Source organism: Micromonospora mirobrigensis, assembly GCF_900091555.1.
Lineage (GTDB): Bacteria > Actinomycetota > Actinomycetes > Mycobacteriales > Micromonosporaceae > Micromonospora > Micromonospora mirobrigensis.
This window is the reverse complement of record NZ_FMCX01000007.1, coordinates 194,699-216,091: the sequence shown is the minus strand read 5'-3', so window position 1 is coordinate 216,091 and position 21,393 is coordinate 194,699. Positions and strand designations below refer to the sequence as shown.

17 protein-coding genes are annotated in these 21,393 nt (G+C 74.1%); 10 read left to right on the top strand and 7 right to left on the bottom strand.

Annotated elements, in window-relative coordinates:
* Positions 1-197: 197 nt before the first annotated feature.
* Positions 198-2,063: a DUF6311 domain-containing protein gene (locus GA0070564_RS22690; protein WP_425412521.1), complete on the top strand. Its 1,866-nt coding sequence runs from the start codon at positions 198-200 to the stop codon at positions 2,061-2,063.
* Positions 2,064-2,073: 10 nt separating this feature from the next.
* Here the strand turns inward: GA0070564_RS22690 and GA0070564_RS22685 are convergent, their stop codons facing one another.
* Positions 2,074-3,900 carry a DUF6311 domain-containing protein gene (locus tag GA0070564_RS22685; protein WP_091612291.1) on the bottom strand — a complete coding sequence of 609 codons (1,827 nt, stop codon included), beginning with the start codon at positions 3,898-3,900 and terminating at the stop codon, positions 2,074-2,076.
* A 64-nt stretch (positions 3,901-3,964) separates the two neighbouring features.
* Between GA0070564_RS22685 and GA0070564_RS22680 the strand changes: the two genes are divergently transcribed.
* The 6 genes from GA0070564_RS22680 to GA0070564_RS22655 all read left to right on the top strand — a co-directional run bounded on the left by GA0070564_RS22680 (position 3,965) and on the right by GA0070564_RS22655 (position 9,877).
* Complete coding sequence (locus GA0070564_RS22680; RefSeq protein WP_141714844.1) at positions 3,965-5,260, top strand: outer membrane protein assembly factor BamB family protein; 1,296 nt, start codon at positions 3,965-3,967, stop codon at positions 5,258-5,260.
* An 11-nt stretch (positions 5,261-5,271) separates the two neighbouring features.
* Positions 5,272-6,558: an outer membrane protein assembly factor BamB family protein gene (locus GA0070564_RS22675; protein ID WP_245670178.1), complete on the top strand. Its 1,287-nt coding sequence runs from the start codon at positions 5,272-5,274 to the stop codon at positions 6,556-6,558.
* A 72-nt stretch (positions 6,559-6,630) separates the two neighbouring features.
* Entirely contained in the window at positions 6,631-7,299 is a 669-nt protein-coding gene (locus tag GA0070564_RS22670) for a response regulator transcription factor (RefSeq protein ID WP_091612818.1), read from the top strand.
* On the top strand, positions 7,296-8,510 hold the full coding sequence (locus GA0070564_RS22665) for a sensor histidine kinase (RefSeq protein WP_245670158.1): 1,215 nt from the start codon (positions 7,296-7,298) through the stop codon (positions 8,508-8,510). Before GA0070564_RS22670 ends, GA0070564_RS22665 begins: the two co-directional genes overlap by 4 nt.
* Positions 8,511-8,517: 7 nt before the next feature.
* On the top strand, positions 8,518-9,423 hold the full coding sequence (locus tag GA0070564_RS22660) for an AEC family transporter (protein ID WP_091612274.1): 906 nt from the start codon (positions 8,518-8,520) through the stop codon (positions 9,421-9,423).
* Between the two features lie 67 nt (positions 9,424-9,490).
* A complete protein-coding gene (locus GA0070564_RS22655; RefSeq protein WP_091612271.1) occupies positions 9,491-9,877 on the top strand; it encodes a VOC family protein in 387 nt (128 codons plus the stop codon).
* A gap of 44 nt (positions 9,878-9,921) precedes the next feature.
* Here the strand turns inward: GA0070564_RS22655 and GA0070564_RS29475 are convergent, their stop codons facing one another.
* From GA0070564_RS29475 to GA0070564_RS22635, 5 genes are all read right to left on the bottom strand, one after another.
* Entirely contained in the window at positions 9,922-10,083 is a 162-nt protein-coding gene (locus GA0070564_RS29475) for a hypothetical protein (protein WP_176730794.1), read from the bottom strand.
* 811 nt (positions 10,084-10,894) lie between these two features.
* Complete coding sequence (locus GA0070564_RS22650) at positions 10,895-12,004, bottom strand: hypothetical protein (protein ID WP_141714842.1); 1,110 nt, start codon at positions 12,002-12,004, stop codon at positions 10,895-10,897.
* Positions 12,005-12,137: 133 nt separating this feature from the next.
* On the bottom strand, positions 12,138-14,204 hold the full coding sequence (locus tag GA0070564_RS22645) for a 3-hydroxyacyl-CoA dehydrogenase NAD-binding domain-containing protein (RefSeq protein WP_091612264.1): 2,067 nt from the start codon (positions 14,202-14,204) through the stop codon (positions 12,138-12,140).
* Entirely contained in the window at positions 14,201-15,397 is a 1,197-nt protein-coding gene (locus tag GA0070564_RS22640; RefSeq protein WP_091612259.1) for a thiolase family protein, read from the bottom strand. The genes GA0070564_RS22645 and GA0070564_RS22640 overlap by 4 nt, the downstream gene beginning before the upstream one ends.
* A gap of 160 nt (positions 15,398-15,557) precedes the next feature.
* Positions 15,558-16,871 carry a ribonuclease D gene (locus tag GA0070564_RS22635; RefSeq protein WP_091612255.1) on the bottom strand — a complete coding sequence of 438 codons (1,314 nt, stop codon included), beginning with the start codon at positions 16,869-16,871 and terminating at the stop codon, positions 15,558-15,560.
* A 201-nt stretch (positions 16,872-17,072) separates the two neighbouring features.
* On the opposite strand from GA0070564_RS22635, the gene GA0070564_RS22630 reads away from it, so the two are divergent.
* Together GA0070564_RS22630 and GA0070564_RS22625 are read left to right on the top strand one after the other, a co-directional pair.
* On the top strand, positions 17,073-18,326 hold the full coding sequence (locus GA0070564_RS22630) for a S1C family serine protease (protein ID WP_091612252.1): 1,254 nt from the start codon (positions 17,073-17,075) through the stop codon (positions 18,324-18,326).
* 141 nt (positions 18,327-18,467) lie between these two features.
* Positions 18,468-19,433, top strand: a complete 966-nt coding sequence (locus GA0070564_RS22625) for a hypothetical protein (protein ID WP_091612250.1) — start codon at positions 18,468-18,470, stop codon at positions 19,431-19,433.
* A gap of 47 nt (positions 19,434-19,480) precedes the next feature.
* Here GA0070564_RS22625 and GA0070564_RS22620 read toward each other — a convergent pair whose 3' ends face one another.
* Positions 19,481-20,053 carry a DUF3000 domain-containing protein gene (locus GA0070564_RS22620; RefSeq protein ID WP_091612246.1) on the bottom strand — a complete coding sequence of 191 codons (573 nt, stop codon included), beginning with the start codon at positions 20,051-20,053 and terminating at the stop codon, positions 19,481-19,483.
* 189 nt (positions 20,054-20,242) lie between these two features.
* On the opposite strand from GA0070564_RS22620, the gene hemE reads away from it, so the two are divergent.
* Entirely contained in the window at positions 20,243-21,391 is a 1,149-nt protein-coding gene (gene hemE, locus GA0070564_RS22615) for a uroporphyrinogen decarboxylase (RefSeq protein ID WP_091612241.1), read from the top strand.
* Positions 21,392-21,393: the final 2 nt, after the last annotated feature.

Here is a 21,393-nt window from a genome sequence, read left to right as displayed (position 1 = left end):
ATGGTACGAGACGTCCGTCGGGCGGGATCGGGAAGCGAACCCGGGTATCGTTCGTAACACAAGTGACACCCGTGGGCATTCGCGAAGTATTTCCGCCCCGGTAGACTCCGCAAACTGTGACGTCTACCGACCTACGTGGCGAATCCCCGCCGGCCGTCGACGCCCGACACGTCGAGTCGCACGCCGTTGCCGCCACCCTGGTCGACGCCACAGTGCCGCTGGGCGACCTCCGGCCGGCGCCGCCGACCGCCCCGGCGCCCGCCCGGACCACCCCGTCGCCGGCACCCGTTCCCCGGCCCCGACGCCGCCCGGACCGCCGCGACCTGGCCGTGTACGGCCTCTTCCTGCTGACCGCGCTCTGGGTGACCAGCCGGCTCTGGGCCGACCCGGCCGGCCGGGTGGCGTCGCTCTACAGTAGCGACCCGGCCCAGGTGCAGTTCTTCCTCGCCCACTCGGTACGCGTGGTCCTGCACGGCGACTTCCCGTTCTACACCGACCAGTTCAACTATCCGGACGGCGTGAACCTGATGGCCAACACGGCCATCCTGGCGCTCGGCATCCCGATGGTGCCGATCACCCTCCTGTTCGGACCGGCGGTCTCCTTCGTCACCCTGGTGACCCTGGGCCTGGCCGGCACCGCGACCGCCTGGTACCACGTGCTCTCCCGGCACGTCCTGCGCCACCGGCCGGCCGCCCTGGTCGCCGGCTGGTTATGCGGCTTCTCCCCGTCGATGCTCGCGCACGCCAACTGGCACCCGAACATCATCTCCCAGTTCCTGCTGCCCTTCCTGGTGTGGCGGGCGCTGGCGCTCACCCGCACCACCCGCCCGGTACGCGACGGCGCGCTGCTGGCCCTGCTGGTCACCGCCCAGGCCTTCGTCAACGAGGAGATCCTGCTCTTCACCGCCCTGGGCATCGGGGTCTTCCTGCTCGCCATGGTGGCCCAGCGGCCGGCCCTCTGGCGGTCGGCGTGGCGCCCGCTCGGCGCCGGCCTGGCGGTCTGCGCGGCGGTCGCCGGGGCGCTGCTGGCGTACCCGCTGCACGTCCAGTTCGCCGGCCCGATGGCGTACCACGGGCTCAGCGACGCGGTCCGCGACTACGGCAACGACATCGCCGCCTTCGTCACCCCCGGCTCGGCCACTCTCGGCGGCAACCAGCGGGCCAACGCCAACCTGGCCCCGAACTACTCCGAGGAGAACGCCTTCTTCGGCTGGAGCCTGACCCTGATCGCGGTCGGCATCGTGGTCTGGCTGCGCCGGGAACCGCTGGTCCGGGCGCTCGCCGCGACCGGCCTGTTCTTCGCCGTGCTCTCCCTCGGCGAGCGGGTCTCCTGGTGGGACCGGGACCTGGTCACCGGCCCGTGGGAGCTGCTGGTCCGGCTGCCGCTGCTGGACGCCGTGGTGCCCACCCGGTTCGGGATGATCACCAGCGTGGTGGTGGCCGTGCTGCTGGCCCTGGCCGTGCGGCGGGCCCTCGCGCTGCGGGTGCCGGACCGGCGGACGGTGCGTACCCTCACCGGCGCGGTGCTGGCCGTCGCCCTGCTGCCGATCGCACCGATGCCGTTGCAGGTCGTCTCCCGCCCGGCGGTGCCGGACTTCATCACCTCCGGCCGCTGGCGGCCCTACGTCGGGCCGGAGCAGACCCTGGTGCCGGTCCCGGTGCCCAGCATGGGCAACACCAACGGGATGCGCTGGGCGGCCTCGGCCAACCTCGACTTCAAGATCCCCGGCGGCTACTTCCTCGCCCCGCGCAACGGCAACACCGGCGACCCCGGTCAGTTCGGTGGCCGCCCCAGCGGCTTCGGGGACCTGGTGCAGCAGGTGGCGCGGACCGGCCGGGCGGACCGGCTGGACGAGCGGCAGCGCCGCCGCAGCCTGGACGAGCTGCGGCACTGGCGGGCGGCCGTGCTGGTGCTGCCGGTCGACCAGCCCAACGCCGAGCCGCTGCGGCGCACCGTCGAGCAGGTGGCCGGACCGGGCCGGCGCGAGCTGGACGTCTGGGTGTGGGACGTCCGCCGGCTGACCGAGCCGCGCGGCCCGCGGTCCCGGGCCACCGCCCGCTGACCCGGGCCGGTCAGGGCACCAGCGGCCGGACGTCCCAGAGCCAGACGTCGTCGACCCGGCGGCCCGGGCCGAGCAGGCCGGTGAGCAGTTCCCGCAGGGCCACCTCGCGGGGGTGGGCGCCGAGCACCACCACCGACGCCCGCCAGAAGGTCAGGTCCTCGACCGCCCGGCGGCGGTCCGCCTCCGTCAGCGCCGGCACCCGGCCGGTGTCCACCGTGGCGTAGATCAGCTTGGTGGTCGGCCGGTTCGGGGTGCCGAAGACCCCCTCGCCGTCGCTGTTCGGGCCGATGAAGTAGCCCCCCGGCACCGGAAACTCGTGCAGGGTCAGCGCGCTCCAGCGCAGCGTCGCCAGCCCGTGCCCGTTGTTCGGCACCGGCACCGGCACCAGGGTCCGCCCGGCCGGTACGTACGGCCGCCAACCACCCGAGGTGATGAAGTGCGGCGGCGGGTCCACCGGCTGCGCCGGCAGCGGCCGGGGGACCAGTGGCAGCACGGCCAGCGCGATGGCGGCGTGGCCGACCGGCCGGAGCCAGCGGCGCCGGCCCGTCACGTCCGGCGCGGGGGTCAACGCGTCCCAGGCCAGGGCGAGCAGGACGCCCAGCGCGCCGGCCACCACCAGCGCCAGCCGGGTCGGCATCATCATCTCGACCAGCGGCAGGTCGTCCGGCACGTACGCCCACGGGCCGTCGACGCCGGTCAGCTTCCCGTCGAAGCGCACCTGCGGCCCGATGGAGGCGACGGTGAAGACCAGCACCAGCACCGCGACGACCCGGGCGGCCGGCGAACGCCGCCAGAGCAGCACCAGCGCGGCCAGGGCCAGCAGCACCAGCGGCCAGCCGAACCAGGTGTTCTGCTCGGTCAGGCCGATGGTCCTCTCCACCGCCTCGTCACCGGCCCAGGTGTCCCGGGCGAACGTCACGAACGCCATCAGGTCCTCGCCCCAGCTGTGGAACACCCCGCCCTGCAACCCGCGGTAGGACTGCGGGCCGTTGAACTGGAACCACACCGGGTAGGCGGTCAGCAGCAGGGCCACCGCGCCACCGACGCCCAGGCCGGCCACGAAGACCCCGGCCCGGGCCCGCGCCGCCCGCGGTCGGGCCAGCAGGTAGGTGAGCACCACCACCAGGCAGGCCAGCGCGGTGAGCAGCAGCATCTCCTCGTTGACGAAGACCTGGTACGCCACCAGCAGGCCGAGCACCACGCCGTCGCGCCGCCAACTCCGCCCCGGACCACCGAGCAGCAGCACCCGGGCCACGATCAGCGGCAGCAGGAAGTTGGAGGCGAAGTTCGGCTGGCCGTTGGCGTGGTGCACCACCCCGGGCGCGAAGCCGACGAAGGCGCCGCCGACGAAGGCCGCCGCCCGGGACCGCACCAGGTGCCGGGAGAGCACCCAGTACGCCGTGCCGGCCGTCGCGGCCAGCGCCCCGCCCAGATAGAGGGCGTAGGTGACCTGCGGGCCGAGCAGCAGGGTCAGCGGCGCCAGCGGCAGGGTCACCCCGAGCAGCGAGGTGTTGGCCATCATGTTCACCCCGTCCGGGGCGTTCTGCCGGGTGCTGAACAGCGGGTTCTCCAGGTGCCGCACGGAGTGCGCGCCGTGGGCGAAGAGCCACTCGAACCAGCTGTGGTCGGTCGGCAGGTGGGACGACACCCGGTGCTGCACGTCCACCCAGTAGTTGAGGCAGACGAAAACACCGAGGAGCGCATAGGCTCCGATGGCCAACACGTCGACACGGGTCGGCCGCCGGTGTCGCCGGCCGGCTCCACCGTCGTCGACGGGCCCGTCGACCACGGATTCGGTCGCAGTGTTCAACGAGGGTTCCACCACCGGCACAGCCACGACGCGCCATCGTACAGGCGGGGAGGCGTCGCACCTGCCGGCCCGGGACGGTCGGGAGGTCCTGGTGACGGTCATCGACCTGGGTGAGCTGCGCCAGGAACCCGACGAGGAACGGCGCGAACCGCGGCCGCCCCGGTCCGTCGGGCGACCGCTGCGGCTGGCCCTGGTGCTGGCCCTGGTGGTCGCCACCGTGGCCGGCGCCGACGCCGGCCGGGTCACCGCGCCGACCCTGGTGCCCGCCCCGACCGGCGCCCAGCCCTTCCTCGCCGCGGACCGGCTCTACGTGGCCGAGCCCGGCACCGACAACCAGGGTCCACGCGACCTGGTCGCCTACCCGCTGCCCAGGGCCGGCCGTCGGGGACCGACCCGACCGGCCCCGCTGTGGCGGACCACGATGCCCGGGCGGGGCGAGACCGTCGGGGTGCTGGAGCTGGCCGGGGTGGTCGTGGTCACCGGGCCGACCATCGGCGGCGACACCTACCTGACCGCCGCCTTCGACCGGGCCACCGGCGTCCTGCGGTGGCAGCAGTCCGGGGTGGCGACCAGCGGCGGCCGGGAACTGCTGGTGCAGACGGGCCTGGACGAGGGGACCACCGGGAGGGTCCGCCGGGTCGACCCGGACACCGGGCGGACGCTCTGGTCGGTGCCCACCGCACCGGAGGCGGTGCACTTCGGGTTCCGGGACGACCGGGTGGACCGGCTGGTGCTGGTGCCGGCCGAGGGCCCCGTGGAGGTGTGGGACACCGGGTCCGGGCGTCGACTGCGCAGCGCCGACCTCGCCGCCGGTGCGCTGCCGCGGTACCAGGGCGCCTACGTCGTCGACGACCTGCTGGTCCTCACGCCCGACAACAGCACCCTCGTCGCGTACGGGCTGGCCGGGCTGGACCGGCGCTGGCAGATCGACCTTCCACTGGTCGGCTACCTGGTGCGCTGCGCCGAACTGGTCTGCGCGCTGGGCCAGACCGGCGGGATCCGCGCGCTGGACCCGGCGACCGGCCGTACCGTCTGGAGCGATCCCCGATGGCAGCCGCTCGACGAGCGGGACGGCCGGTTGCTGGTCGCCGAGCCCGGGCCGAGCAGCGTCGTTGCGCTGCGGGTGCTCGACGCAGCCAGCGGCCGCGGCGTGGCCGACCTCGGCGACTGGGAGCTGGTCCGGCGGATGTGGCGCGACGATCCGCTGGTGGGCGTCCGCCGGGCCGGCGAGCACAAGGTGCTGGTCGCCGACCTCGACCTGACCACCGGCGAGGCCGGCAACCTGGACGTGCTGGTCGGCGCCACCGGCGACTGTCAGGCCGGCCCCGCGGTGCTGCTCTGCGGACGCGACGACGGCACGTTCGGCCTGTGGCCGCGGCGGCGGTGACGGGGGTGTCGATGATCGAGCTGGGCGAGCTGCGGCACGAGGACGACGACGACCCACGGCCGGAGCCGGTCCGCGCCGCCCCACCGGCCCGCGCCGCCCGGGTTCTGCTGGCCCTGCTGCTGGTGCTGCTCACCGCCGCCGGGTCCGCGCCCGGTCCGGTCCGGCGGGAGTACGTGACGCTGCCCGGCCCCCAGGTGTCCACCTTCCAGCTGGCCGACGGCCGGCTCTTCGTGGCGGACGGGCCGCAGAGCATGCGCCCGTCGTCGGAGGTGGTCGCCTACCAGGTGCCCGACGGGCGGCGACTGTGGCGGATGCCGCTCGCCCCCGGCCACCGCGTGCTCGGCCTCACCGTCGACGCCGGCATCCTGCTGGTGGCGAGCATCCCGGCCGGCAACGGCGAACCGGTGGCCACGGCCGTCGACGTGGCCACCGGGCGGGTGCGCTGGCAGCGGGCCGGCTACCCGCTCTCCGGCCGGGAGGGCACCGTGCTCCTCCAGTCCGGATCGGGTGCCGGCGCGGGCACCCTCGAGGCGGTCGGCCTCACCTCGGGTCAGGCGCGCTGGAGCCGGCCGTTGCCGACCACCGGATCCACCTTCGAGTACGGCGATCCGGCCGGCGTGGGTCGCTTCCTGGTGATCGATGCCCGGGGTCGGGTGCAGGTGTACGACGCGCGCACCGGTGACCTGCTGGTCGCCGGTCCGATCGCGCCCGCCCGCGCCGGGTTCTACGACCGGGTCGAGACCATCGACGGGCTGCTGCTGGTCCAGGACGGCTCGGGGACGCTGTACGCGTACGGCCTGGACCGGCTCGACCCGCGGTGGCGCCTGCGGCTGCCCGTGGCCTCGCGGGACGGGTGGGGCTACCAGGACTGCGGCGCGCTCATCTGCATGATCTTCGGTGAGTCCGGCGTCCAGGTGATCGACCCGGCGACCGGGCGGATCCGCTGGACCGCGGAGCGGGCGGACGGGTTCTTCCCGGTCGGTGACCGGCTCCTCGTCGGCCTCCTCGCCCAGGGCCAGGAGGCGGAGCTGACCGTCCTCGACCCGGCCAACGGGCGGCTGCTGGCCGACCTGGGGCGCTGGCGGGTTGCCGTCACCGACCCCACCCGGGAGCAGCTGTTCGGGCTGCACCGGTTGAAGGACAGCCGGGAGCTGGTGGCCGAGCTGGACGTCGCCGCCGGTCAGGCCCGGGTGCTCGACGTGCTGCCCGGCTACTGGGACGACTGCGCCACCCGGGACCGGGTGCTGGTCTGCCGCCGGCTGGACGGCACACTGGGCGTGTGGCAGCTCGGCCGCTGAACGCTGGTGCCGGGGCACTAGGTTGTCGGGCAGGTCAGCCGCGTGGCGTGGCGGCCGGCGCGGGAGGTCGGGATGCGGGTACTGGTGGTCGAGGACGAACGCAACCTCGCCGATGCGATCGCGCGGGGACTGCGCAAGCGCGGCATGGCGGTGGACGTCGCGTACGACGGGGACACCGGCCACGAGGCGGCCTTCGTCACCCGCTACGACGTGGTGGTCCTCGACCGTGACCTGCCCGGCCGGCACGGCGACGAGATCTGCGCGGACCTGGTCGCCTCCGGCACCCTCACCCGGGTGCTGATGCTCACCGCCAGCGGCACCGTGGCCGAGAGGGTGGAGGGCCTCCAGCTCGGCGCGGACGACTACCTGCCCAAGCCGTTCGCCTTCGACGAGCTGGTGGCCCGGGTGCAGGCGCTCGGCCGGCGGGCCACCCCGGCCGCGCCGCCGGTGCTGGAGCTGGCGGACCTGTCGCTGGACCCGGCCCGCCGGGTGGTCACCCGCGCCGGCACGCCGGTGGACCTGACCAACAAGGAGTTCGGGGTGCTCTGCGAGCTGCTCAAGGCGCGCGGGGCGGTGGTCTCCAGCGAGGAGCTGCTGGAGCGGGTCTGGGACGCCAACACCGACCCGTTCACCACAATCGTCCGGGTCACCGTGATGACCCTGCGCAAGAAGCTGGGCGATCCGCCGCTGATCGAGACGGTGGTCGGCGCGGGTTACCGCACCGCCGAGGCGGCCGCGTGAGGAGGTGGCGGCCGGACGGCTGGGTGCGGCCCACCCTGCGGCTGCGGCTGACCCTGCTCAACGGGGTGCTGCTGGTCGGCGCCGGGGCGATCCTGCTGATCCTGGCCTGGCTGCTGGTCCGCGACGCGTTGCGCCCCACCGACGAGTTGCTGCCCGGCACCACCGTGCTGCTCGCCGACGGCCGGTCGCTGGACGCCGGGCAGTGGCAGCGGCAGCTGGTCGACGCCGCCTCCCGGGAGCTGCTCGCCAAGGGGCTGGGCGCGCTGGTCGCGGTGGGCGTGGTCGGCGTCGCCGGGGCGTACGCGGTCGCCGGCCGGGCGCTGCGTCCGCTGCACCAGGTCACCGCCACCGCCCAGCGGCTCGGCGAGGCCACCCTGGACCAGCGGATCGGCTGGTCGGGGGCGGACGACGAGGTGGCGGAACTGGCGAAGACGTTCGACGCCATGCTGGACCGGCTGGCCGACTCGTTCGAGGCGCAGAAGCGGTTCGTGGCCAACGCCTCGCACGAGCTGCGTACCCCGCTGGCGGTGATGCGGACCGAGATCGACGTGACGCTCAGCGACGACGAGGCGGACCTGGCTGAGTACCGCCGGATGGCCACCGTCGTCCGGGACGCCTCGGAACGGGCCAACGGCCTGGTCGACGCGCTGCTGCTGCTGGCCCGCAGCGAGGCCCAGGCGGGCCGGGCGCTCGGCCGGCGTACGGAGTGCGACCTGGCCACCGGCGTGGCGAGCGCCTTGTCGGCGGTCCGCCGGGAGGTGGAGCGGATCGGCCTGCGGGTGCAGACCTCGGTGGAGCCGGCGCCGGTGCTCGGCGATCCGGGGCTGCTGGACCGGCTGGTCGGCAACCTGGTCGAGAACGCGGTCCGCTACAACCACCTGCACGGCCGGCTGTGGGTGCGGACCGGCTCGGACGGCCGGCGCTCCTGGCTGGTGGTGGGGAACACCGGCTTCGAGGTGAACCAGGCCGACGTGCCGGGGCTCTTCGAGCCGTTCCGCCGGGGCGGCCAGGAGCGCACCGGGGCGCGCGGGTCGGGGCTCGGGCTCTCCATCGTCCGCGCGGTCTGCGACGCGCACGGCGGCCGGGTGAAGGTGCTCGCCCAGCCGGGCGGCGGGCTGGAGGTCACCGTGACGCTGCCCGCGCCGGGCGCCGCGCCGACCCCGGCGGTACGCTCCGCCGGCCGGCCGGCGGACGGCTCACCGACCCGCTGACCGGCCGGTGCTCGCCGCCTTCGTGCCGATCTGGCTGCTCACCGGCCTGGGTTGGCTCACCGGTCGGCGGGGGCTGCTGGGTGCTGAGGCGGAACGGGTGCTGGGCGGCTTCGTCCTCCACCTCGCGATGCCGGCGGCCCTGTTCACCGCGCTGTCCCGCAGCCGGTTGTCGTTCCACCCGGACGCCCTGGGCGCCTTCGCCGTCGGCACGACGCTCACCATGGTCCTGGGTTTCCTGCTCTGTGCCGGGCCGCTGCGCCGCGGCCCGGGCGAGGCGACCATCGGGGCGATGGCGGCCGGCTACGTCAACTCCGCCAACCTCGGCATCCCGGTCGCCCTGCACGTGCTGGGCGACGTCGCCTTCCTCACCGAGGTGCTGCTGTTCCAGGTCCTGGTGGTCACCCCGGTGATCCTGGTGCTGCTGGACCGGGCGACCGGGCAGGCGCTGCGGCCGGGGCGCCTGGCGAGCATGCCGCTGCGCAATCCGGTGATCGCCGGCCTGGCGCTGGGGGCGCTCTCCTCGGCCCTGCACCGGCCTGCGCCGCAGTGGCTGGCCGGGCCGCTGGAGCTGCTCGGCCAGGCGGCCGTGCCGACTGCGCTGGTGGCCCTCGGGTTGTCGCTGACCACCGCCGGCCCCCGGTCGACCGGCGCGGGCGGCGAGGTGGTCGCGCTCTGCGGGCTGAAGCTGCTGGTCCAGCCGGCGCTGGCCGGCCTGGCGGGCTGGGCGGTCGGGCTCGACCGCGCCGAGCTGCTGGCGGTGGTGGTGTGCGCCGCGCTGCCCACCGCGCAGAACACCTGGGTCTACGCCACCGGGTACGCCCAGGGGGAGTTGGTGGCGCGCCGTACGGTGCTGGCCAGCACCGGGCTCTCGATGGTCACGCTGGCGGTCGCCGGGTGGCTGCTGGCCGGCTGAAATCGGGTTGCGCCGGGGGCGCCCGGCTGGCAGGTTCGGTCGCTCCCACCACCTGGAGGAGCCTGCGTTGAGTTCCCGCATCTACAACGTCAGCGTCGACTGCCGCGACACGTACGCACTGGCCGGCTTCTGGGCCGAGGTCTGGGGGTGTCCCCGGCATCCGGACGACTTCCCGGGCGATCCGGAGGCCCGGCTCGACCCGCCCGGCGGCCCGATGGTGCTCTTCCTCGCCGTACCCGAGGGCAAGGCGGTGAAGAACCGGCTCCACTTCGACCTGGAGCCGACGGATCGGAGCCGGGCCGAGGAGGTCGAGCGCCTGCTCGGCCTCGGCGCGACCCTGGTCGCCGACCACAGTCGACCCGACGGCGGGGGCTGGGTGGTGCTGGCCGATCCGGAGGGCAACGAGTTCTGCGTGCTGCGCAGCGCGGCCGAGCGCGCCGCGACGTCCGGCTGACCCGGCGCGGCCCCGCCCACCGTGGAGCGGGCGGGGCCCCGACGTCAGGACTTCTTCTCGACCTGGCCGCGGATCTCGACCAGCTCGGCCGCGGCCTGCGCACCGGTCTTGAAGTACAGGATGACCATGCCGAGGCTGCCCTTGTCGCTCCAGACGCAGATGCCCAGCGGGACGTTGGAGGCCTCCGCGTCGCCGCACTGGGCCACCCCGCCGAGTGGTCCGGCGTCAGTTGAAGGACGTACGGCTGGAGCATTCGAGAGGACTCCCTTCCTTCAGCCCTCTCTCTAGCGAGAGGGCGGGGCTGGCCCCTGAAGTGCTTCTGTCTTAGCGCTCAACCAAAATCCAGGGTTACCTGCATAGATGTGCCGTAGAGGCGCTTCGAAGCATAGCTGCGGTTGACAGTAAATCGGAACTCGTGATATCTATTTACAGACGTCGAAGCGGTTTGCTGTGGTGGGCTGCTCAAGAGTGGCGTAACGGTGTTCAGTGAATGGAAGGGTTGGGCGTGAAGAGGACGAAAAAGAGAGCTTTCGGGACCGCGATCTGTGCCGCAGTGCTGTCGGTTGGAGCGGTAGCTGTTGCTTCTCCCGCGCAAGCAGCATGGGTCTTCGTCTCGAGCTACGATCACACCACGAATGGGCTTACGGCGTGTACGGCGCAAGCGGCAATCTCCAGTGGCTTCGGTAGTTCGAGGTACCGCTGTGTGGACGTTGGTTACGCCTACCACGTGCAGCGGGAAATCTAGTCAATCGGATCCGCGATTAACTAGATCAGCGTTGCGGAGCAGCCTAGTAGGCGACTTCGTGAGTCATCTGATTCAGGCCGCAAGAATGCCAAAATCGCGTGAAACCGGCAATTTCTTGGTGTCGTTCCTATGGGATCGAAATCGCATTGAATGGTTTGCGCTCCTTCTTGCCAGCCCCTCGGGTATGCGGTAAGGCAGGGCGTAGTCGACGCTATCGATGCGAACAATTGGCCGCGGTGCTCGTGGAAACCTGAGCGCCGTGGCCAATTCCGTCAGGCCTGCTTCTCGATCTGCCCGCGCACCTTGACGAACTGCGCCTCCGCCTTCGCCGCGTCGGAGAAGAAGAAGATCAGCACACCGGTGCTGCCGGTGTCCGCCCAGACGCAGACGCCCATCCGGACGCCGGAGCCACTGCCGTTGCCGCACCGGGCCTTGCCGCCCAGCGGCCCCGGGGCGACCCGGGTCATCCCGGTGAGCGACAGGTCCCGGGTGAGCGCGGTGACCGCGTCGGTCATCTCCTTGCCGGGATCGAGGATCAGGCCCGAGGCGGCGGCCACCATCACCATGTTCCGCTGCTCCGGGCTGCCGTAGAAGGCGCCCACCGTCCCGGTCTGGTTGCGCACGGTCGACCTCATCTCGGACACCATGTCGGCGGCGAGCGCCCGGAGTTGCGGGTCGCTGCTCTTCGGCCGTCCGGAGAGCGTCTTCGGGGTGACCAGCCGGATCCGGGGGAACGAGGAGTCGCCCTCGGGCTCCTCGTCGTCGGTCGAGGGGGTCGGCCGGGTCGTGCCGGGCGAGGCCGCGCCGGTTGCCGCCGGGCGGGCCGAACCGGGCTTGTCGTCGTCGCCGGAGAGCGTCACGTAGGCCAGGCCGCCCCCGCCGAGGCAGAGCACCAGCAGACCGGCCAGGGAGAGGGAGAGCACCAGTGGCAGGCGGGACCCGCGGGCCGGCGGAACCGGCGCCGGGCCGTACCCGTGCTGCGGTGCCGGCGGGTACGCCGGGGCGGGCGGGAACCCACCGACCGGCGGCGGGTACGCCGAGCCGGGTCCCGGCCCGGCCGGCGGGCCCCACGGCGCCCCCGTCGGAGCCCCCGCGCCCGGGTAGGCGGCGGTGTGGCCCGCGCCGGGCGGCCCGGAAACGGCCGGGTAGGCGGCGGTGTGGCCCGCGCCGGGCGGCCCGGGAACGGCCGGGTAGGCGGCGGTCGGGTCCCCGCCCGGGACGCCTGGATACGCGGCCGTCGGGTCCTCGCCGGCGTGCGGAACGGGGACGCCCGGGTACGCGGCGGTGGGCCAGTCGTCGGCCGCGGCCGGCTCGGGCGGCTGTCCGTGCACAGCGGGGTGTGCCGGCTGCCGGGACCAGGGGTCGACCGGTGGTGAGGACATCGGATCAGCTCCAGGCGGAAGGTGGGCGGCTGATCGTAGCCCAGGGGCCGGACATGACGATCGCGGTGGCCGGACCGTCCATCAGGGACGGCCGACCACCGCGATCGCGGGGGAGCGGGATGTCTGGGACGCCTCAGCGCAGGCTGGCGGCTCCGCGCGGCAGGAACCGCTTGCCGGCGACCCGCTCGGAGGTGCCGGTCCGGTCCAGGTACGGCGTGACGCCGCCCAGGTGGAACGGCCAGCCGGCGCCGAGGATCATGCACAGGTCGATGTCCTGCGCCTCGGCGACGACGCCCTCGTCCAGCATCAGCCGGATCTCCTGGGCCAGCGCGTCCAGCGCGTTCTGCCGGACCTGCTCCTCGGTGAGCGGCTGGTCGCCGACCACGAGCAGCTTGGCGACCTCGTCGTTGATCTGGTCGTCGGTCACGATGGGCTGGCCGGAGTCGGCGATCCGCTTGAGGTTCTCGCTGACCGAGAACCGGTCCGGGAACGCGGCGTGCAGCGTGCCACCCACGTGGTACGCCACGGCCGGCCCGACCAGCTGGAGCAGGGCCAGCGGACGCATCGGCAGGCCCAGCGGGTCCAGCGCGCGGTTCGCCACCTCCAGCGGGGTGCCCGCGTCGACGGCGGCGAAGACGGTGCCGAGGAAGCGGGTCAGCAGCCGGTTCACCACGAACGCCGGGGCGTCGGAGACCAGCACCGACGACTTCTTCAGCTGCTTGCCGACCGCGAACGCGGTGGCCAGCGTGGCGTCGTCGGTGCGCTCGCCCCGGACGATCTCCAGCAGCGGCATCATCGCCACCGGGTTGAAGAAGTGGAAGCCGACCACCCGCTCCGGGTGCTCCAGCTCCGCCGCCATCGCCGAGACGGAGAGCGACGAGGTGTTCGTCGCCAGCACCGCCTCCGGCTTGACGATCTTCTCCAGCTCGGCCCAGACCTGCTTCTTGACGTTCAGGTCCTCGAAGACGGCCTCGATGACGAAGTCGGCGTCCGCGAACGCGCCCTTGTCGACCGTGCCGCTGACCAGGCCGTACAGCTTGGCGGCGGTGCCCTTGTCCATCCGGCCCTTGCTGACGGCCTTCTCGATCTGGGTGTGCACGTAGCCGACGCCCTTGTCCACCCGGGACTGGTCCAGGTCGGTCATGACGACCGGCACCTGGAGGCGGCGGGCGAAGAGCAGGGCGAGCTGGCTGGCCATCAGGCCGGCGCCGACGATGCCCACCTTGGTGACCGGGCGGGCCAGGCCCTTGTCCGGCGCGCCGGCCGGCCGCTTGGCCCGCCGCTGCACCAGGTCGAAGGCGTACAGGCCGCTGCGCAGCTCCTCGGAGAAGACCAGGTCCGCCAGGGCCTCGTCCTCCGCCGCGGTGCCGGTGGCGAAGTCGGCGTCCTTCGCCGTCTCCAGCAGGTCCAGCGCCTTGTACGCGGCCGGGACCGCGCCGTGCAGTCGCTGGTCGAGGGTCTGCCGGGCGAAGTAGAGCACGCCCGCCCACATGTCCTTGTCCACCTCGGGCCGGGTGACGTTGACCTCGCCGGAGACCACGCCGGCGGCCCACTCCAGCGACCGCTCCAGGAAGTCGGCCGGCTCCAGCAGCACGTCCGCGATGCCCAGCTCGGCGGCCTGCTTCGGCTTGAGCATCTTGTTCTGCATCAGCGGGTTCTGGATGATCACCTGGGTCGCCGCCGGGATGCCGATCAGGTTCGGCAGCAGCTGGGTGCCGCCCCAGCCGGGGACCAGGCCGAGCGAGACCTCGGGCAGCGCCAGCGCCGCCGCGCCGGACGACAGGGTCCGGTAGTGGCAGTGCAGGGCCAGCTCCAGGCCACCGCCCATCGCCGCGCCGTTGACGAAGGCGAAGGTGGGGACCGCGCTGTCCTTGAGCCGGGCGAAGACCCGGTGGCCGAGCCGGCCGATCTCCAGCGCCTGGTCACGGTCGGCCAGCGCCGGCAGGCCGACGATGTCGGCGCCGACACAGAAGATGTACGGCTTGCCGGTGACCGCGATGAACGCCGGGTCCGCCGCCAGGGCGGCGGTGACCGCCTCGTCCAGGCTGGTCAGGCCGGCCGGGCCGAAGGTGTTCGGCTTGGTGTGGTCGAAGCCGTTGTCCAGGGTGATCAGGGCGGCCGGCTTCGCCAGCCCCGGTACGCGCACCTGGCGCAGCAGCGCCCTGGTCACGACCTCGTTCGGTGCCGCGAGCGCGCTCACTTGTTGCCACCCTCCCAGTGCGGGTTCTCCCAGATCACGGTGCCGCCCATGCCGATGCCGATGCACATGGCGGTGAGGCCGTAGCGGACCTCGGGGTGCTCGGCGAACTGCCGGGCCAGCTGGGTCATCAGCCGGACACCGGAGGAGGCGAGCGGGTGACCGATGGCGATCGCGCCACCCCACGGGTTGACCCGCGGGTCGTCGTCGGCGATGCCGAAGTGGTCGAGGAAGGCGAGCACCTGCACGGCGAAGGCCTCGTTCAGCTCGAACAGGCCGATGTCGTCGATGCTCAGGCCGGCGATGCGCAGCGCCTTCTCGGTCGACGGGATCGGGCCGACGCCCATCACCTCGGGTTCGACGCCGACGAAGCCGTACGACACCAGCCGCATGGCGACCGGCAGGCCCAGCTCGCGGGCGGTGGCCTCGTCGGCGAGCAGGCTGGCGGTGGCGCCGTCGTTCAGGCCGGCCGCGTTGCCCGCGGTGACCTTGCCGTGCGGGCGGAACGGGGTCTTCAGGGTGGCCAGCTTCGCCAGCGAGGTCTCCCGGGGGGCCTCGTCGGTGGTGGCCAGGCCCCAGCCGCCCTCGGCGTCGCGGATGGCCACCGGCACCAGGTCGTCCTGGAGCTTGCCGTTGGCGTACGCCTTGGCGGTCTTCTGCTGCGAGGCGAGCGCGAACGCGTCGGTGCGCTCCTTGGTGATGTGCGGGACCCGGTCGTGCAGGTTCTCCGCGGTCGCGCCCATCACCAGGGCGGACGGGTCGACCAGCTTCTCCGCGATGATCCGCGGGTTGGGGTCGACGCCCTCACCCATCGGGTGACGGCCCATGTGCTCGACGCCGCCGGCGATGGCGATGTCGTACGCGCCCATGGCGATGCCGCCGGCGACGGCGGTCACCGCGGTCATCGCACCGGCGCACATCCGGTCGATCGAGAAGCCGGGAACGGTCTTGGGCAGGCCGGACAGCAGGGCGGCGGTCCGGCCGATGGTCAGCCCCTGGTCGCCGATCTGGGTGGTGGCGGCGATCGCGACCTCCTCGACCCGCTCCGGCGGCAGCTGCGGGTTACGGCGCAGCAGCTCGCGGATGCAGCGGATCACCAGGTCGTCGGCGCGGGTGTTGGCGTACATCCCACCCGCCTTGCCGAACGGGGTGCGGACGCCGTCGACGAAGACGACATCCCGGACTTCACGGGGCACTTGAGCCTCCTTATCGACCATGATTCGGCCTCCGCGCCGACAGGCGGCACAACGGACCGAACGAAGGTCGCCGGCACGGGCGTGGCCCCTCGGATGCTACTCGTCAGTAACCAACCTCGACACCACCCCCCGTGTGGCCCATCCCACACCCACCCCCGGTTCAGGGGGTGGGTTCGGCCAGGGCCCGGGTGAGGTCGGGAAGGAGGAGACCGAGCTGCCACTCGCGGGCACCGAAGCCACGCAGCGTCTCGGCCACGGTGTCGTCGGTGATCTCCTCCGGGGGCTGCCAGGCCAGCCGGCGGATCGAGTCCGGGGCGATCAGGTTCTCCGCCGGCATCCGGTGCTCGCCGGAGATCCGCACCACCACCTCCCGGCAGCGGGCCAGCCGGCCCGCCGCCACCGGATCCCGCTCCGCCCACCGGTGCGGCGGGGGCGGGCCCTCCACCGTCGGCGTGACCGGCAACGCGTCCTCCGGCAGCTGCCGGGCGTCGTCCAGGGCGGCCAGCCACGTCCGGGCCAGCCGGCGCACCGAACGGCCACCGAACCCGGGGAGGGTGAGCAGCGTCTTCTCGTCCTTCGGGTCGAGCTCGGCGGCGGCCACGATGGCCGAGTCCGGCAGCACCCGCCCGGGAGCGGCGTCCCGCCGGACGGCGATCTGGTCGCGGGCGTACCAGAGGGAACGGACCCGGGCCTGCGCCCGCGCGCCGCGGACCCGGTGGATCCCCGAGGTCCGCCGCCACGGCTCCGCGCGCACCTTCGGCGGGCGGGCGCCGTTGCGGACCAGCGCGGCGAACTCCTCCGCGGCCCACGCCGACTTGCCCTGCCGGTCCAGCTCCTCGTCGAGGGCGTCACGCAGGTCGACCAGCATCTCCACGTCGAGCGCCGCGTAGGTCAGCCACGACTCGGGCAGCGGCCGGCTGGACCAGTCCGCGGCGGAGTGGTGCTTCTCCAGGGTGTAGCCGAGCAGCTGCTCGGTCAGCGCCGCCAGGCCGACCCGCTCGAACCCGGCCAGCCGGGCGGCCAGCTCGGTGTCGAAGAGCCGGCGCGGGCGCAACCCCACCTCCGCGAGGCAGGCCAGGTCCTGGCTGGCCGCGTGCAGCACCCACTCGGCCTCGCCGATCACCGCGTCCAGGGCGCTCAGGTCGGGCAGTGGCAGGGGGTCGATCAGGGCCGTCCCGGCGCCGGCCCGACGCAGCTGCACCAGGTAGGCCCGCTGGCTGTACCGGTAGCCCGAGGCGCGCTCGGCGTCCAGGGCCACCGGGCCGCCGCCCGCCGCGAAGCGGGCCACGACCTCGTCCAGTTCGCGCGGTGTGGCCACCGGCTGGGGGGTTCCGTCACGGGGGGCGGTCAGCGGGACGGGGCCGCCGACGGGCTGGTCGGCCGCCGCGTCCGCCGGTTCGGGCGTGGCCGGGGAGGGGACGGCTCCATCACGGCTGTCGACGGCCCGACGGCGCAGGGGTGGTTCGTCGGTCACCTGACAACCCTAGTGCCCGCCACGATCCGGTGTGCGGAGCCGGTCGGCGTGGTGTCCGCGAAGCGGCCGACGGGTGACCCACCGAACCGGACAACGGGGGAGACAAACCCCGTTCCCGCAGGTACGGTCCATCGAGCGTCGTGCCGGTCGAGGAGCCCGAGGCGGCGTCGCGGCAGACGTCCACGGGGAGGCAGAACGATCATGACGGCTTGGTACGGGCCGGGCGGCGCGCCGCCGGGCAGCGACGCCGAGCGCCGGCCGGAGGCCGCCGGTGACGGCCCACCGGGTCCACGGGCGCCGCGGACGGAGCGGCCCTGGCCACCGACCAACGCGTATCCGCCCGCCCCGCCCCCGCCGGCCGGGCCGTCCTACCCGCCGGCGCCGTCCTACCCGCCGGTCGCCGCCGGGACCGCCTGGCCGGCCGCCGGTGAGCAGCACCGGGGCGTCGCCGGGCAGCGCGCCACCGCCCCGCCCGCCGGTACGGCCGTCGCGCCGCCGACCTCCCGGGAGGGCTGGTCCCCGTCGCCACCCACCGGCCCCTGGGGCGGTGTCCCGGCCCCCGGCGCATCCGCCCCGCCGGCCCCGCCCGGCGCGTTCCCCGCCGCGCCCTTCGGCCCCGGTCCGGTCCCGCCCGCCCCGGCCGGCGTCCCGCCCGGTGCGGCTGCGCAGCCGGTCGCTCCCGCACCGTCGCGCCGGCGCTGGGTCGGTCCGGTGGCGGTCGCCGTGGCACTGGTGCTGGCCGTCGTCACGGGCGTCCAGGCGTACCAGATCAGTCGCCTTTCCGACACCGACCGCCGGCTGGAGGCCGGGCAGGACGACCACGGGGGTCGCCTCGACGACCTGACGAAGCGGGCCGACGCGCTGGAGCGGCAGGCCGGCGCCGCGTTCAACCCGGAGGCCATCGCCAGCAGCGTGCTGCCCAGCGTCTTCCGCGTCCGGGCCGGCCAGTTCACCGGCACCGCCTTCGTGGTCGGCCGGCCCGCCGCCGGTGGTGGGGCGAACCTGTTCACCAACTTCCACGTGGTGGAGTCGGTCTGGAGCACCGGCGGCCGCAAGGTCTTCCTGGAGCGCACCGGCCAGCGCTTCCCGGCCGCCATCGTCAAGGTGGACAAGGAGCACGACGTGGCCCACCTGCGGACCACCGCCAAGTTCACCGGCCTGACCACCGCGCCCAGCCCGGTCCGCTCCGGCCAGCAGATCATCGTGGTCGGCGCCCCGCTCGGCCTGGAGGACAGCGTCACCACCGGGGTGGTGAGCGCCTTCCGCAAGGACGAGAGCGGCTCCGGGCAGGTGATCCAGTTCGACGCGCCGATCAACCCCGGCAACTCCGGCGGGCCGGTCATCAACGGTTCCAAGCAGGTCGTCGGCATCGCCACCGCCAAGGCCCGTAACGCCGAGGGCATCGGTCTCGCCGTACCTATCAGGACAGCCTGCGCCGGCTTCCGGATCTGCTGAGCCGCGCGGCTCCCCGTTCGCGTCGACACCGACCGCCCGCCCGGCCGTTCGACGGCGCACGCCGGCCATCGCGCCGGTTCACCTCACGGTCCGCCCGCGGGAAACCCGCACCGGACCAGCAGTGCCCTGGAGGAAGAGAAGATGTCCCAGCCACCGACCGAGCCGGAAGGCTACCGGCCGGCGTACCCGCCGCCGGCCGCCCCGCCCGGTCAGCGCCCGGCGGGTTCCGTCTACGGCAGTCGCCACGGCGGCGGCGCCCACCCGGCGGCCACCCCGCCGGCGCCGAACGCGCCGCACCCGGGCGCGCCGGACCCCGCCGCCGGGGGCGCCGACCGCTACGCCGCGCCGCCGACCTCGGGACCGGCGTACGGCCGGCCGCCCACGCCGCCGACCTCGGGCCCGGCGTACGGCCACTCGGCCCCGACGTCCGGACCGGCGTACGGCCAGCCGTCGGCCCCGCCCGGGTCGAGTTCGCCGTACGGGCAGCCGATGTCGGCCCCGCCCGGCTCGGCGCCTCCGTACGGAGCCCCCACCCCGCCGGTGTCCGGCCCGGCATTCGGGCAGCCCCCGCCCGCCCCGACCACACCGCACCCGGGGTTCGGGCAGCCGGGGCAGACCACCGCGTTCGGGCAGCCGGCGTTCGGGCCGCCGATGTCGGCGCCGCCCGGATCGGCGTCGCCCTACGACGCCCCGACCCCGAAGGCGGGCCGCAGCCGCCAGGTGCTGGTCCTGGCCGTGGTGGCCGGGCTGCTCCTCGTGCTCAGCGGCGTGATGACCGGCCTGTACGTCGCCAAGAGCGGCGAGCTGACCAGCGCCGAGCGCCGGGTCAGCGAGCGGGACGACACCATCGCCGCGAACACCGAGGAGATGAGGAAGCTCCGGGGTGATCTCCAGGGGGCCCGGGACAAGCTGGCCGACACCCAGCAGGACCTCACCGGCACCCGCAACGACCGGGACGAGCAGGCCCGGCAGAAGAAGATCATCGCCACCTGCCTGGACAAGCTGACCACCGCGCTCAACGCGGCGGCGGCGGGCAACCGCAGCGCCTTCGAGACCGCCAGCAAGGGGCTGGACAAGATCTGCAACGAGGCCGAGAACTATCTCTGACCGGGTCACCCCGGCCGTCGCCGCCCGCGGGTGGGCGGCGGCCGGGGTCAGGCGGCGCCGGCGGGACGGCGGTCGGCCAGCGCGGTCACCCCGGGCGGCGGCAGCCCCGCCGTCGAGGCCAGCAACGTGCACCAGGCCATCAGGTGGGCGGTCAGGTTCTCGCCGAGCGGGGTCCAGGACGCCCGGATCTCGATGTCACCGGCCGCCGGGGGGCCGGCCAGCTCGCCGAACCGGGTGGACAGCGTCTGGGTGATGGTGCCACCGGCAGCGCGGTACCGCGCCCCGTGCGCCTCCAGGGCGTCGGTCAGCCACGTCCAGCCCACCCCGGGCAGCAGCGGATCCGCCGCCAGGTCGACCTCCAGGTCGGCGGTCACGTAGGTGACCAGCCGCAGGGTGCCCTGCCACGCCTCGTGCCCGGCCGGGTCGTGCAGCAGGATCAGCCGCCCGGTCGCCACCTCGTCGTCGTCCCGGTGCACCCCGGCGGAGAGCGCGAAGCCGTACGGCGCCAGCCGCTGCGGCGCGCCCACCTCCTCCAGGACGATCTCCGGGCGGCAGGTGGCCGACCGCAGCCCGGAGACCGCGCGGGCGAACGTCTCCGGAATCGCGGTCGGGGGGGCCATGCCGGCAGCCTATGCCCGCACGCCCCCGCCGCCGGCAACGGCACGCCGACGCCCGCCAGGGTTAGGCCCGCCAGGGTCGAGAAGGGGCCCCTGCTCTACCGAATGCGTTAACAGGGGGCCCGTGCTCGCACGTCACAAAAGGCGGCGGGGGTGCGGGGGCGGCCCGCAGGGCGTGGCACGATTGCCGCGATGACCACCGACACCACGGGCACTGCCGCCCGAGACGGAGCCCCCCGCCCCGGCGGACCGGCCGACTCGCCGTTCGTCCGGGCCTGCCGGCGCCAGCCGGTCCCGCACACCCCCGTCTGGTTCATGCGCCAGGCCGGCCGGTCGCTGCCGGAGTACCGCGAGATCCGGGCCAACGTGGCGATGCTGGAGTCCTGCCGCCGCCCCGAACTGGTCACCGAGATCACCCTCCAGCCGGTCCGCCGGCACGGGGTCGACGCGGCGATCCTGTTCAGCGACATCGTCGTGCCGGTCGCCGCCGCCGGCGTCGACCTGGACATCGTGCCCGGCACCGGGCCGGTGGTGGCCGAGCCGGTGCGTACCGCCGAGGACGTGGAGCGGATCCGGCCGATCGGCCGCGACGACGTCCCGTACGTCGACGAGGCGGTCCGGCTGCTCGTCGCCGAGCTCGGCGACACCCCGCTGATCGGCTTCGCCGGCGCCCCGTTCACCCTGGCCAGCTACCTGGTCGAGGGCGGGCCGTCGCGCACCCACGCCAAGACCAAGGCGATGATGTACGGCGAGCCGGAGCTGTGGCACGCGCTCTGCGGCCGGCTCGCCGAGATCACCCTGGCGTTCCTGCGGGTGCAGGTCGCCGCCGGGGTCTCCGCCGTGCAGCTCTTCGACTCGTGGGCCGGCGCCCTCTCCGAGGCCGACTACCGTCGCTTCGTCATGCCGCACTCGGCGAAGGTGCTGGCCGGGCTGGCGGACGACTGCTCCGGGTCGCGGCGCGGCAGCGGACGCGCCGAGCCGGAGCAGTCGCAGCCGGTGCCGCGGATCCACTTCGGGGTGGGCACCGGGGAACTCCTGGGCGCGATGGGCGAGGCCGGCGCCGACGTGGTGGGCGTGGACTGGCGTACCCCGCTGGACGTCGCCACCCGCCGGATCGGCCCGGACCGGGCGGTGCAGGGCAACCTCGACCCGACCACCCTGTTCGCCCCGTGGCCGGTCGTCGAGGCCGAGGTCCGGCGGATCCTCGCCGAGGGCCTGGCCGCCCCCGGGCACGTGTTCAACCTCGGCCACGGCGTGCTGCCGGAGACCGACCCGGACGTGCTGACCCGAGTGGTCGCGCTGGTCCACGAGATCTCCGCCGCCCCGGCGGACCGGGGCTGACC